Source organism: Kribbella sp. NPDC055071, from assembly GCF_053608045.1.
On record NZ_JBSGUS010000017.1, the window covers coordinates 152,516 to 167,254 of the forward strand.

Sequence of the window (14,739 nt, forward strand, 5' to 3'; positions counted from 1 at the left end):
GATGTCCGATCGTTCCCGGAACCGCCCGCGCATCGCCGGTCAGCGTCGTACGGCGCCGGACTCCGACCGCGGGACCGTCAAGGTCGCCGAGCTGACAACGAACGACACCGAAGTCGCTCCGGAGGCACCTGCCGAGGGTGTGACCCCAGCCACATCGACGCTCGTGGGGACCGGATCCCAGCAGGCCGCCGAGGTCGCGACGGTTACGAAGAGTGACGGAAAGCAGGGTTTGGGGACGGTTCTGTCCGTCGTTCTCGCGGTCGCCGTCGTTCTCGTCCTGACCGTCGCGGTGGTGCTCGGGGTCCAGGCGTGGCAGGGCAAGCAGGCCGAGAACGCCCGCGACCAGGCCGCCGCGGCCGGCCGGAAGGCGGCCGCGACCGCGCTCAGCTACGACTACCGCGACCTGAACAAGAGCTTCGCCGCCGCGCGGGCGACGATGACCCCGGAGTTCGCCGGGAAGTTCGACGAGACCGCCAAGGTGGCCGGCGAGCTGGCCACCAAGACCAAGGCGACGGTGGTGGCCGATGTCCGCGACGTCGCGGTCCGCGACGGCGACGCCGACCGGGTCACGCTGATCATCTTCGTGAACCAGACCACCACCAGCACGATCACGCAGGGTAAGCCCCGGGTGGATCAGAACCGGACCCGGTTCACGATGGTACGAAAGGACGGCCGATGGCTGGTCCAGGAGATCGCCGGACTGTAGTCTCTTTGTGACTCCGTACCAGGAGGACGCCGGAAGTCTCGCGGGTGATCTATCCGCTGGAGATCCCGGGTCGGTCCTTGACGGGAAGGGGGGTCCGAAGGCAAACTATCGGACCCCATTGGACAGGCTTGCCTGTATCGGGTAGCCTATTGCTTTGCGCTGCCTTTCTCCTCGCTCTGGCTCAGGTCCCGACTTGACTAGGGCGGCTTGGCATGCGCCGACAGCACCGAAGTGCCAGCACCGCACGTAACTTTGCGAGCCCGTGGAAGGACGCCCCTTGGTCGCCTCGCGCAACCCCCAGTCCGACAGTATTTCCGACGTTTCCGGCTCACCACGCCGCATCTCCTTCGCAAAGATCTCCGAACCTCTTGAGGTTCCGGATCTTCTTGCGTTGCAGGTGGACAGTTTCGACTGGCTGGTCGGCAACGAAACCTGGCAGGCCCGTGTGGCCGCCGCCGAGGCCGAGGGGCGGACCGAGTTGTCCGGCCCGAGCGGCCTCGAAGAGATCTTCGAGGAGATCTCCCCGATCGAGGACTTCAGCGGCACCATGTCGCTGTCGTTCCGCGACCACCGTTTCGAGCCACCGAAGAACACGGTCGACGAATGCAAGGAGCGCGACGTCACGTACTCCGCGCCGCTGTTCGTCACGGCCGAGTTCATGAACAACGAGACCGGTGAGATCAAGAGCCAGACCGTCTTCATGGGCGACTTCCCGTTGATGACGCGCAAGGGCACCTTCGTCATCAACGGCACCGAGCGGGTCGTCGTCTCGCAGCTCGTCCGGTCGCCCGGTGTGTACTTCGAGCGCACGCCGGACAAGACCTCGGACAAGGACATCTTCACCGCCAAGATCATCCCGTCGCGCGGTGCGTGGCTGGAGTTCGAGGTGGACAAGCGCGACATGGTCGGCGTCCGCCTCGACCGCAAGCGCAAGCAGAACGTCACCGTCCTGCTGAAGGCGCTGGGCTGGACCGACGCGCAGATCCTCGAGGAGTTCGGCGACTACGAGTCGATCCGCCTCACCCTGGAGAAGGACCACACCTCCGGGCAGGACGACGCGCTGCTGGACATCTACCGCAAGCTGCGCCCGGGCGAGCCGCCGACGCGCGAAGCCGCGCAGGCGCTGCTGGACAACTACTACTTCAACGGCAAGCGCTACGACCTGGCCAAGGTCGGCCGCTACAAGATCAACAAGAAGCTCGGCCGCGACGAGGCCCACGACACCGCGGTGCTGACGATCGACGACATCGTCGCCACGATCAAGTACCTGGTGGCGCTGCACGAGGGCAAGACCGAGCTGCCCGCCCCGACCGGCGAGATCGTGGTCGAGGAAGACGACATCGACCACTTCGGCAACCGTCGGCTGCGTACGGTCGGTGAGCTGATCCAGAACCAGTTGCGCACCGGCCTGGCCCGGATGGAGCGCGTGGTCCGGGAGCGGATGACGACCCAGGACGTCGAGGCGATCACGCCGCAGACCCTGATCAACATCCGTCCGGTGGTGGCGGCGCTGAAGGAGTTCTTCGGTACGTCGCAGCTGTCGCAGTTCATGGACCAGACCAACCCGATCGCGGGACTCACCCACAAGCGCCGCCTGTCGGCCCTTGGCCCGGGTGGTCTGAGCCGCGAGCGGGCCGGCTTCGAGGTTCGCGACGTGCACCCGTCCCACTACGGCCGGATGTGCCCGATCGAGACCCCGGAAGGCCCGAACATCGGTCTGATCGGCTCGCTCGCGACGTACGGCCGGGTGAACCCGTTCGGCTTCGTCGAGACGCCGTACCGCAAGGTCGTCGACGGCCGGGTCACCGACCAGGTCGACTACCTGACCGCGGACGAGGAGGACCGGTTCGTCATCGCCCAGGCCAACGCGGCGCTGAACGACGACGACTCGTTCGCCGAGGACCGGGTGCTGGTTCGCCGGCGCCACGGTGAGGTCGAGCTCGTGCTGGTCGACGACGTGGACTACATGGACGTCTCGCCGCGCCAGATGGTGTCGGTCGCGACGGCGATGATCCCGTTCCTCGAGCACGACGACGCCAACCGCGCCCTGATGGGCTCCAACATGCAGCGCCAGGCCGTTCCGCTGATCACCGCGGACGCCCCCCTGGTCGGTACCGGCATGGAGTTCCGCGGTGCGGTCGACGCCGGCGACGTGGTCGTGGCCGACAAGGCCGGTGTGATCAAGGAGGTCTCGGCCGACCTGATCGAGGTCGCCGCCGACGACGGTACGTACCAGACCTACCGGCTGGCGAAGTTCCGCCGCTCGAACCAGGGCACCTGCATCAACCAGCGCCCGCTGGTCGACGCCGGTCAGCGGGTCGAGGTCGGGTCGCCACTGGCCGACGGTCCGTGCACCGACGAGGGTGAGATGGCGCTCGGCCGCAACATGCTGGTCGCGTTCATGCCCTGGGAGGGTCACAACTACGAAGACGCGATCATCCTGTCCCAGCGCGTCGTCCAGCAGGACCTGCTGACCTCGATCCACATCGAGGAGCACGAGGTCGACGCTCGCGACACCAAGCTGGGCCCGGAGGAGATCACCCGGGACATCCCGAACGTCTCCGACGAGATGCTGGCCGACCTCGACGAGCGCGGCATCATCCGCATCGGCGCCGAGGTCACCACCGGCGACATCCTGGTCGGCAAGGTCACCCCCAAGGGTGAGACCGAGCTGACCCCGGAGGAGCGGCTGCTGCGCGCGATCTTCGGCGAGAAGGCCCGCGAGGTCCGCGACACGTCGCTGAAGGTTCCGCACGGCGAGGAGGGCACCGTCATCGGTGTCCGCGTCTTCGACCGTGACAACGGCGACGAGCTGCCGCCGGGCGTCAACCAGCTGGTCCGGGTGTACGTGGCCCAGAAGCGGAAGATCTCGGTCGGCGACAAGCTGGCCGGCCGGCACGGCAACAAGGGCGTCATCTCCAAGATCCTGCCGGTCGAGGACATGCCGTTCCTCGAGGACGGGACCCAGGTCGACATCATCCTGAACCCGCTGGGCGTGCCCGGCCGGATGAACGTCGGTCAGGTGCTCGAGATCCACCTCGGCTGGATCGCCAGCCGCGGCTGGGAGATCGATCCGGAGAACCAGGAGGAGTGGGCCCAGCGGCTGATCAAGATCGGCGCCGGTTCCGCGGCTCCGATGACGAACGTCGCCACCCCGGTCTTCGACGGCGCGCGGGAGGAAGAGGTCACCGGCCTCCTCAGCTCCACGCTGCCGAACCGCGACGGCGTCCGGATGGTCGACGGCAAGGGCAAGGCCAAGTTGTTCGACGGCCGTTCGGGTGAGCCTTTCCCGGAGCCGGTCGGCGTGGGCTACATGTACATGCTGAAGCTGCACCACCTGGTCGACGACAAGATCCACGCACGGTCGACCGGTCCGTACTCGATGATCACGCAGCAGCCCCTGGGTGGTAAGGCCCAGTTCGGCGGCCAGCGGTTCGGCGAGATGGAGGTGTGGGCCCTCGAGGCCTACGGTGCCGCTTTCGCGCTGCAGGAGCTGCTCACCATCAAGTCCGACGACGTGGTCGGTCGCGTCAAGGTGTACGAAGCGATCGTCAAGGGCGAGAACATCCCGGAGCCGGGTATCCCGGAGTCCTTCAAGGTTCTGGTCAAGGAAATGCAGTCCCTGTGTCTGAACGTGGAAGTGCTCTCGTCCGACGGAAGCCGGGTCGAGATGCGCGACAGCGAGGAGGACGTCTTCCGTGCCGCGGAGGAACTGGGCATCGACCTGTCCCGGCGCGAGCCGAACAGCGTCGAGGAGGTCTGAGCGGGTTGCCGCTTGAGATCAACAACCAACTCACTCAGACCGCTTCAACAGCAATTGGGAGATAACACATCGTGCTCGACGTGAATTTCTTCGACGAGCTTCGGATCGGCCTGGCCACCGCGGATGAGATCCGTCAGTGGTCGCACGGCGAGGTCAAGAAGCCCGAGACGATCAACTACCGGACGCTCAAGCCTGAGCGTGACGGCCTTTTCTGCGAGAAGATCTTCGGTCCCACCCGGGACTGGGAGTGCTACTGCGGTAAGTACAAGCGCGTTCGCTTCAAGGGCATCATCTGCGAGCGGTGTGGCGTCGAGGTCACCCGCTCCAAGGTGCGCCGCGAGCGGATGGGCCACATCGAGCTGGCCGCGCCGGTCACCCACATCTGGTACTTCAAGGGTGTCCCGTCGCGACTGGGCTACCTGCTCGACCTCGCCCCGAAGGACCTCGAGAAGGTCATCTACTTCGCGGCGTACATGATCACCGACGTCGACGACGAGGCGCGGCACCGCGACCTCTCGTCGTTGGAGGGCCGGACCGACGTCGAGCGCAAGCAGCTCGAGAACCGGCGCGACAACGACATCGAGACCCGGATGAAGAAGCTCGAGGAGGACCTGGCGCAGCTCGAGGCCGAGGGCGCCAAGGCCGACGTACGCCGCAAGGTCAAGGAAGGCGCCGAGCGTGAGGTCAAGCAGCTGCGCGACCGTGCGCAGCGCGAGATCGACCGCCTCGACGAGGTCTGGACCCGGTTCAAGAACCTGAAGGTCCAGGACCTCGAGGGCGACGAGATCCTCTACCGCGCCATGAAGGAGCGGTTCGGCAAGTACTTCGAGGGCGCCATGGGTGCCGCCGCGATCCAGCGGCGGCTGGAGACCTTCGACCTGAAGGCCGAGGCGGACAACCTGCGCGAGACGATCAAGACCGGTAAGGGCCAGCGCAAGACGCGGGCCCTGAAGCGGCTCAAGGTCGTCACGGCGTTCCTCGCCACCAACAACAGCCCGATGGGCATGGTGCTCGACTGCGTTCCGGTGATCCCGCCGGACCTGCGGCCGATGGTTCAGCTCGACGGTGGCCGGTTCGCCACCTCGGACCTGAACGACCTGTACCGCCGGGTGATCAACCGCAACAACCGGCTCAAGCGACTGCTCGACCTGGGCGCGCCGGAGATCATCGTCAACAACGAGAAGCGGATGCTGCAGGAGGCCGTCGACGCACTGTTCGACAACGGCCGTCGTGGCCGTCCGGTCACCGGCCCGGGCAACCGGCCGCTGAAGTCGCTCTCGGACATGCTCAAGGGCAAGCAGGGTCGCTTCCGGCAGAACCTGCTGGGCAAGCGCGTCGACTACTCCGGTCGTTCGGTGATCGTCGTCGGGCCGCAGCTGAAGCTGCACCAGTGTGGTCTGCCGAAGGCGATGGCGCTGGAGCTGTTCAAGCCGTTCGTGATGAAGCGGCTGGTCGACCTCAACCACGCGCAGAACATCAAGTCCGCCAAGCGGATGGTCGAGCGCCAGCGCGCCCAGGTCTGGGACGTGCTGGAAGAGGTCATCACCGAGCACCCGGTTCTGCTCAACCGTGCACCAACCCTGCACCGGCTGGGTATCCAGGCGTTCGAGCCGCAGCTGATCGAGGGCAAGGCGATCCAGATCCACCCGCTCGTCTGCTCCGCGTTCAACGCGGACTTCGACGGTGACCAGATGGCGGTGCACCTGCCGCTGTCGGCCGAGGCGCAGGCCGAGGCCCGGATCCTGATGCTGTCGACCAACAACATCCTGAAGCCGGCCGACGGCCGTCCGGTCACGATGCCGACGCAGGACATGATCATCGGCATCTACTTCCTGACCATGCTGAAGGAAGGCGTCAAGGGCGAGGGCCGTGCGTTCAGCTCGGTCGCCGAGGCGCTGATGGCCTTCGACAAGCTCGAGCTGTCACTGCAGGCCAAGATCACGCTGCGGCTGGACGAGTCCGGCGTACCGGCTGGTGCCACCGCGCTGCCCGATGGTGGGTTCGTGCTGGAGACCACGCTGGGGCGGGCGCTGTTCAACGAGGCGCTGCCGATGGACTACCCGTTCGTCGACGTCGAGGTCGGTAAGAAGCAGCTGGGCGGGATCGTCAACGACCTGGCCGAGCGCTACTCCAAGGTCGAGGTCGCGAACGCGCTGGACAACCTGAAGGACCTCGGTTTCCGCTGGGCCACCCGCTCGGGTGTCACGGTGTCGATCGACGACTTCAGCACGCCGCCGTCCAAGCCGGAGATCATGGCGCGGTACGAGGCGCAGGCCGAGAAGGTCCAGAAGCAGTTCGAGCGAGGTCTGATCACCTCGTCCGAGCGGCGGCAGGAACTGATCGAGATCTGGACCGGAGCCAACGCCGAGGTCGGCAAGGCGATGGAAGAGAACTTCGAGAAGGACAACCCGATCTGGATGGCCGTGCACTCCGGTGCCCGCGGCAACATGATGCAGATCCGGCAGATCGCCGGTATGCGTGGTCTGGTGGCCAACCCGAAGGGCGAGATCATCGCCCGGCCGATCAAGTCCAACTTCCGCGAGGGCCTGTCGGTGGTCGAGTACTTCATCGCCACCCACGGTGCTCGTAAGGGTCTTGCCGACACCGCGCTGCGGACCGCCGACTCCGGGTATCTCACCCGTCGTCTGGTGGACGTGTCGCAGGACGTCATCATCCGCGAGGAGGACTGCGGTACCGAGCGCGGCCTGCCGAAGAAGATCGGCGAGCCGGGTCCGGACGGCAAGGTCGTGCACGCGGAGAACGTGGAGACCAGCGCCTACGCGCGCACCCTGGCGACGGACACGTTCGACGCCAAGGGCGAGCTGGTGCTGGCGGCCGGGAGCGACCTGGGCGACGTGTCCATCGCCGCTCTGGTGGCCGCCGGGATCGAGGAGGTCAAGGTCCGCTCCGTGCTGACCTGTGACGCCAAGACCGGTACCTGCGCCAAGTGCTACGGGCGTTCGCTGGCGACCGGCAAGCCGGTCGACATCGGCGAGGCGGTCGGCATCATCGCGGCCCAGTCCATCGGTGAGCCGGGGACGCAGCTGACGATGCGTACCTTCCACACCGGTGGCGTCGCGGGTGACGACATCACCCACGGTCTGCCGCGTGTTGTCGAGCTCTTCGAGGCTCGTCAGCCCAAGGGCAAGGCGCCGATCGCCGAGGCGGCCGGCCGGATCGCGATCGAGGACACCGACAAGACCCGGAAGCTGGTGCTCACCCCGGACGACGGTTCCGAGGAGGTCGCCTACCCGGTGTCGAAGCGTGGCCGCCTGCTGATCGAAGAGGGTCAGCACGTCGAGGTTGGTCAGCAGCTGACGCAGGGTACGCCGGACCCGCAGGAGGTCCTGCGGATCCTCGGCGTACGCAAGGCGCAGGAGCACCTGGTCGACGAGGTCCAGGCGGTGTACCGGTCGCAGGGTGTCGCCATCCACGACAAGCACATCGAGATCATCGTCCGGCAGATGCTGCGCCGGGTCACGGTGATCGAGTCGGGCGACGCCCAGCTGCTGCCGGGTGAGCTCGCGGACCGGATCATGTTCGAGGCGGAGAACCGTCGCGTCGTGGCCGAGGGCGGTACGCCGGCCTCGGGTCGTCCGGTGCTGATGGGTATCACCAAGGCCTCGCTGGCCACCGAGTCGTGGCTGTCGGCCGCCTCCTTCCAGGAGACGACCCGCGTCCTGACCGAGGCCGCGATCCACGGCAAGTCCGACTCGCTGGTCGGTCTGAAGGAGAACGTCATCATCGGCAAGCTGATCCCGGCCGGTACGGGCATGGACCGTTACCGCAACATCCGGGTGGAGCCCACCGAGGAGGCGAAGGCCGCGATGTACTCGATGGTCGGCTACGAGTCGTACGACTACGACTTCGGCCCGTCCAGCGGACAGGCGGTCCCGCTCGACGACTTCGACCTCGGTTCCTACCAGAACTGAGTCGGGTCACAGACAACCGCGAGGGCGGCACTCCCACTTTGGGGGTGCCGCCCTCGCGGCATTCTCCTGACATTCTTGGGGCGTCTCAAACGCTTGGCAGACAAGGATTTCCGGCCTACTCGCGGACTTTGTGCGACGGTCTGGACAAGACACTCGGGGTAGGGGCTGTAACTGTCGGTTGGATGCGCCAAGATTGAGCCCATGACGGATCTCCCGGCCTACCTGCGGCCTTTCGTCCTAGGAGTTTTGGACGGCCCCGACGTTCGGGTGGACAGGCTCGGAGAGATCGACTTCTATCGCCCGGCCGGTACCGCCCGCACCGGAGGGTTGTTGTTCGTGCACGGGGGTCCTGGGCCCGACGGCCTCGAGGTGATGCCTCGGGACTGGCCGGTCTACCGGGGGTACGCGACCGCCGCCGCCAGACGAGGACTGGTGGCAGCTGTCGTCGACCACAGCCTGATCCGCGGCTTCGACCAATTGGTCACCGCCGCGGACGAGGTGGAGGCTGCGGTCGGCGTCCTGCGTTCGGATCCACGCGTCGACCCGGACCGGGTCGGACTGTGGTTCTTCTCCGGCGCCGGCCTGCTGGCAGGGGAGTGGCTGGACAGCCGCCCCGACTGGCTGCGGGCCGTCGCCCTCACCTATCCGCTGCTCGCCACCCCGCCCGGTGCCGACGAGCTGGTCAATGCCATCGAAGTGATCGGCAAGTACGACCGCAGCGGTGGGGTGGGACCCGCATCAAGTTCAGTCCTGCCGGTGTTGCTGACCAGGGCCGGGCTCGAGCACGAGGAGCTCGCCGGCCCGGTCGCGGAGTTCGTCTCCGCAGGTGGCTCCGCGCTGGACATCATCGACGTACCGAAAGGGCACCACGGGTTCGACATGCTCGACCACACCGAAGAATCACGCGCCGCCGTCACCAAGGCCCTGGACTGGGCGATCGCCCACCTGGGCGAGGACCCGGACGGCCAGGAAAAACTCCTCGTCCCGCCACCCAAGACCAAGACCCCCACCCGGACGCCGGCCGCCACCAAGCCGGCGACGACCAAGCCGGCCAGCACCAGACCGGCCCCGGTGGCCGAAAAGACTCCTGCTGTTGTCCCGGCGGCACCTGCTGAACCCGCCAGTCAGCCGGCGCTCGTCCAGCCTTCTCCCCAGCCTTCGACCCAGATCTCCACTCAGCCTTCCACTCAGCCTGACGTTCGGCCCGCGCAGACCACCAGGACGCCACCGCTGGCCGACCTCGGCGCGGCCACCGTTGCCGCTGTGACGGCCGATACCGTGGCCGCGCGGGTGATCGGCCGCGAGCACGCCGCGTACGCCGCGCACGACCTCGAGGCCTTCCTGGCGATGTACTCACCGACCGCCCGGATCCTGCTCGCGGACGGCACCGAGCTGAAGGGCCGCAGGTTCCTGCGCGAGCACTACCGGCCGCGGTTCGACGCCGGTCGCTGCAAGACCGAGGTTGTGCAGAAGTTGATGCTCGGCGAGTGGGTGGTCGAGCACGTCCTGGCCTACGACAGCGGGGATCCGGTCCCGACCCTCGCGCTCTACCGGGTCACCGAAGGACTGATCTCCGAGGTCGAATTCCGGGTGTGATCCACGCGCAAGTGGTCTGGCCGCCGTACCAGCGGCCGGGCCACTCTCGTGCCTGCGTCAGGCTCCTGCGGAGAGCCTGTAGACTGTAAGAGCGGATAGACCTCAGCCGCGGTCGATGACTCATTTTGACCGTGCTTGAGGCAGACGCTAGTCTTAACGATCGTGCCCGGGTCATCCTGGGCCGTCATGCGTGCCCCTCCCCAATCGGGTCTGCGCGCGTGACACGGGATTCCTGCCGACAGTCCGGAAGATTACGGCTTCGGTACGCCCGTGCGCACGCGACACACCCGACCGCGGGGGTCAGGCAACAGAAGAAAGCCGGACGACAGAAAGAGACCTACGCGGTGCCCACCATTAACCAGTTGGTCCGCAAGGGCCGCCAGGACAAGGTGTCCAAGAACAAGACGCCCGCCCTGAAGGGTTCCCCCCAGCGTCGCGGTGTGTGCACGCGCGTCTACACGACCACACCGAAGAAGCCGAACTCGGCGCTTCGTAAGGTCGCGCGTGTCCGCCTGACCAGCGGCATCGAGGTCACCGCGTACATCCCCGGTGTCGGCCACAACCTGCAGGAGCACTCGATCGTGCTCGTGCGTGGCGGTCGTGTGAAGGACCTCCCGGGTGTCCGGTACAAGATCATCCGCGGTTCGCTCGACACCCAGGGTGTGAAGAACCGCAAGCAGGCGCGCAGCCACTACGGCGCGAAGAAGGAGAAGAGCTAATGCCGCGCAAGGGCCCCGCCCCGAAGCGTCCGGTCATCATCGACCCGGTCTACAGTTCGCCGCTCGTCACCCAGTTGATCTCCAAGATCCTGGTCGACGGCAAGAAGCAGATCGCGCAGAGCATCGTCTACACCGCGCTCGAGGGCACCCGGACCAAGACCGGCACCGACCCGGTGATCACGCTGAAGCGTGCGCTGGACAACGTGAAGCCGAGCATCGAGGTCAAGAGCCGCCGCGTCGGTGGTGCCACCTACCAGGTGCCGATCGAGGTCAAGCCCGGTCGGTCCACCACGCTGGCGCTGCGCTGGCTGACGTCGTACTCCCGCGCCCGTCGCGAGAAGACCATGTCCGAGCGCCTGATGAACGAGATCCTGGACGCCTCCAACGGTCTGGGTGCCTCGGTCAAGCGCCGCGAGGACACGCACAAGATGGCCGAAGCCAACAAGGCTTTCGCCCACTACCGCTGGTGATCCGGAGTCCGTATCCGGACTCCGGTCTTCACACTTTGACGCAGTACAGAATCGAGAGGTAGACCACCGAGGTGGCCGTACAAATCACCACCGACCTGGCCAAGGTCCGCAACATCGGGATCATGGCTCACATCGACGCCGGCAAGACGACGACGACCGAGCGGATCCTCTTCTACACCGGTATCACCTACAAGATCGGTGAGGTCCACGACGGCGCCGCCACGATGGACTGGATGGAGCAGGAGCAGGAGCGCGGCATCACGATCACGTCCGCCGCGACGACCTGTACCTGGAAAGACCACACCATCAACATCATCGACACCCCGGGTCACGTCGACTTCACCGTCGAGGTGGAGCGCTCGCTGCGCGTCCTCGACGGCGCTGTCGCCGTCTTCGACGGTGTCGCGGGAGTCGAGCCGCAGTCCGAGACCGTGTGGCGCCAGGCCGACCGGTACGGCGTGCCGCGGATCTGCTTCGTCAACAAGCTGGACCGGACCGGCGCGGAGTTCATGCGCTGCGTCGACATGATCGTCGACCGGCTGGCCGCGGTGCCGCTGGTGCTGCAGCTGCCGATCGGCGCGGAGTCGGACTTCATCGGCGTCGTCGACCTGGTCGGCATGCGCGCGCTGACCTGGCGCGGCGAGACCACGATGGGTGAGGACTACACCGTCGAGGAGATCCCGGCCAGCCACACCGAGCTGGCGGCCGAGTGGCACGACAAGCTGATCGAGACGCTGGCCGAGGCCGACGACGAGATCATGGAGATGTACCTCGAGGGCGAGACCCCGACCGAGGCGCAGATCGTGGCCGGCATCCGGCGGGCGACCATCGCGAGCAAGCTGACCCCGGTCCTGACCGGTACGGCGTTCAAGAACAAGGGCGTCCAGCCGCTGCTCGACGCGATCAACGCCTTCCTGCCCAGCCCGCTCGACGTTCCGGCCATCGAGGGCCACGACGTCAAGGACAGCGACCAGGTCGTGCTGCGCAAGCCGGACGACAGCGAGCCGTTCTCGGCGCTGGCGTTCAAGATCGCGGCCGACCCGCACCTGGGCAAGCTGACCTTCATCCGGGTGTACTCCGGCAAGCTGGAGACCGGCACCCAGGTGCTGAACCCGACCAAGGGCCGCAAGGAGCGGATCGGCAAGATCTACCGCATGCACGCGAACAAGCGTGAGGAGATCGCGTCGATCGGCGCCGGCCACATCGTCGCCGTGATGGGTCTGAAGGACACCACCACCGGTGAGACGCTGGCCGACCCGGCCAAGCCCGTCGTACTGGAGTCGATGCAGTTCCCGGCTCCGGTCATCTCGGTCGCCATCGAGCCCAAGTCGAAGGGCGACCAGGAGAAGCTCGGCGTCGCGATCCAGCGCCTGGCCGAGGAGGACCCGACCTTCCAGGTCCGGACCGACGAGGACACCGGCCAGACGATCATCGCCGGGATGGGCGAGCTGCACCTCGAGGTGCTGGTCGACCGGATGAAGCGCGAGTTCCGCGTCGAGGCGAACGTCGGTAAGCCGCAGGTCGCCTACCGCGAGACGATCAAGAAGAAGGTCGAGAAGGTCGACTACACGCACAAGAAGCAGACCGGTGGTTCTGGTCAGTTCGCGCGCGTGATCATCAACATCGAGCCGACTTCGGTCGAGGCCGGTGGCGAGGGCGGGTACGAGTTCGTCAACGCCGTCACGGGTGGCCGCATCCCCCGGGAGTACATCCCGTCGGTGGACGAGGGTGCCCAGGAGGCGATGGAGTTCGGCGTACTGGCCGGCTACCCGATGGTGGACGTCAAGGTCACGCTGACCGACGGCGCCTACCACGACGTCGACTCTTCCGAGCTCGCCTTCAAGATCGCCGGTTCGATGGCCTTCAAGGACGCCGCCCGCCGGGCGACGCCGGTCATCCTCGAGCCGATGTTCTCGGTCGAGGTCATCACGCCCGAGGACTACATGGGTGAAGTGATCGGCGACCTCAACTCACGCCGTGGCCAGATCCAGTCGATGGACGAAGGCCCCGGTGGCAGCCGGGCCGTGAAGGCTCTGGTGCCGTTGTCCGAGATGTTCGGGTACGTCGGTGACCTGCGGTCGAAGACCCAGGGCCGCGCGTCGTACTCGATGCAGTTCGATTCCTACGCCGAGGTTCCGAAGAACGTGGCGGAAGAGATCATCAAGAAGGCCCGCGGCGAGTAATCTCGCCCGGACCAACCAACCCACAGCGCGTCGGCGTACGGCGTAAGTCAACATTTATCCAGGAGGGCCCCAGTGGCGAAGGCGAAGTTCGAGCGGACCAAGCCGCACGTCAACATCGGCACCATCGGTCACATCGACCACGGTAAGACCACTCTTACCGCGGCGATCACCAAGGTGCTGCACGACAAGTACCCGACCCTGAACGAGGCGTCGGCCTTCGATCAGATCGACAAGGCGCCGGAAGAGCGCCAGCGCGGTATCACCATCTCCATCGCGCACGTCGAGTACCAGACCGAGGCCCGGCACTACGCCCACGTCGACTGCCCGGGTCACGCGGACTACATCAAGAACATGATCACCGGTGCGGCCCAGATGGACGGTGCGATCCTGGTCGTCGCCGCCACCGACGGTCCGATGCCGCAGACGCGTGAGCACGTGCTGCTCGCCCGCCAGGTCGGCGTGCCGGCCATGGTGGTCGCGCTGAACAAGTGCGACATGGTCGACGACGAGGAGATCCTGGAGCTCGTCGAGCTCGAGGTTCGCGAGCTGCTCTCGGAGCAGGAGTTCGACGGCGACAACGCCCCGGTCGTGAAGGTCGCGGCGCACCCGGCTCTGCAGGGTGACGCGAAGTGGGCCGAGTCGATCATCGAGCTGATGGACGCCGTCGACGCCTACATCCCGCAGCCGGTCCGCGAGATCGACAAGCCGTTCCTGATGCCGGTGGAGGATGTCTTCACCATCACGGGTCGCGGCACGGTCATCACCGGCCGGATCGAGCGCGGTGTCGTCAAGATCAACGAGACGGTCGACATCGTCGGCATCCGTCCGGAGAAGCAGACCACCACGGTCACCGGTATCGAGATGTTCCGCAAGCTGCTCGACGAGGGCCAGGCCGGTGAGAACGTCGGTCTGCTGCTTCGTGGCACCAAGCGCGAGGACGTCGAGCGCGGCATGGTTGTCATCAAGCCGGGCACCACGACCCCGCACACCAACTTCGACGCTTCGGTCTACATCCTGTCGAAGGAGGAGGGCGGCCGGCACACGCCGTTCTTCCAGAACTACCGCCCGCAGTTCTACTTCCGCACCACCGACGTCACCGGCGTCGTCACGCTGCCCGAGGGCACCGAGATGGTCATGCCGGGCGACAACACCGACATGTCGGTCGAGCTGATTCAGCCGATCGCCATGGAAGAGGGCCTGAAGTTCGCGATCCGTGAAGGTGGCCGCACCGTCGGCGCCGGCCGGGTCACCAAGATCCTCAAGTGATTCCATGAGGTCCGCGCGGGGGGTGCCGCGCGGGCCGCATATTTGACATCGATGCCCGCGCAGAGGGGGGGGGGGTTAGAGCGGGGATACACAAGCGTGGGGGT

8 protein-coding genes are annotated in these 14,739 nt (G+C 66.4%); all 8 read left to right on the forward strand.

Annotated elements, in window-relative coordinates:
* Position 1: 1 nt before the first annotated feature.
* Positions 2-706, forward strand: coding sequence for a hypothetical protein (locus ACWF4Z_RS27100; RefSeq protein WP_452245962.1), 705 nt, complete (start codon positions 2-4; stop codon positions 704-706).
* Between the two features lie 277 nt (positions 707-983).
* Entirely contained in the window at positions 984-4,469 is a 3,486-nt protein-coding gene (gene rpoB / locus ACWF4Z_RS27105) for a DNA-directed RNA polymerase subunit beta (RefSeq protein ID WP_452246004.1), read from the forward strand.
* A 71-nt stretch (positions 4,470-4,540) separates the two neighbouring features.
* Complete coding sequence (locus tag ACWF4Z_RS27110; protein ID WP_452245963.1) at positions 4,541-8,401, forward strand: DNA-directed RNA polymerase subunit beta'; 3,861 nt, start codon at positions 4,541-4,543, stop codon at positions 8,399-8,401.
* A 201-nt stretch (positions 8,402-8,602) separates the two neighbouring features.
* Positions 8,603-9,997 carry a nuclear transport factor 2 family protein gene (locus ACWF4Z_RS27115; protein WP_452245964.1) on the forward strand — a complete coding sequence of 465 codons (1,395 nt, stop codon included), beginning with the start codon at positions 8,603-8,605 and terminating at the stop codon, positions 9,995-9,997.
* 344 nt (positions 9,998-10,341) lie between these two features.
* A complete protein-coding gene (gene rpsL / locus ACWF4Z_RS27120; protein ID WP_452245965.1) occupies positions 10,342-10,716 on the forward strand; it encodes a 30S ribosomal protein S12 in 375 nt (124 codons plus the stop codon).
* Positions 10,716-11,186: a 30S ribosomal protein S7 gene (rpsG, locus tag ACWF4Z_RS27125; protein ID WP_112243231.1), complete on the forward strand. Its 471-nt coding sequence runs from the start codon at positions 10,716-10,718 to the stop codon at positions 11,184-11,186. Before rpsL ends, rpsG begins: the two co-directional genes overlap by 1 nt.
* 122 nt (positions 11,187-11,308) lie before the next feature.
* On the forward strand, positions 11,309-13,369 hold the full coding sequence (gene fusA, locus ACWF4Z_RS27130; RefSeq protein ID WP_452246005.1) for an elongation factor G: 2,061 nt from the start codon (positions 11,309-11,311) through the stop codon (positions 13,367-13,369).
* 72 nt (positions 13,370-13,441) lie between these two features.
* Positions 13,442-14,635: an elongation factor Tu gene (gene tuf / locus ACWF4Z_RS27135; RefSeq protein ID WP_452245966.1), complete on the forward strand. Its 1,194-nt coding sequence runs from the start codon at positions 13,442-13,444 to the stop codon at positions 14,633-14,635.
* Positions 14,636-14,739 lie beyond the last annotated feature (104 nt).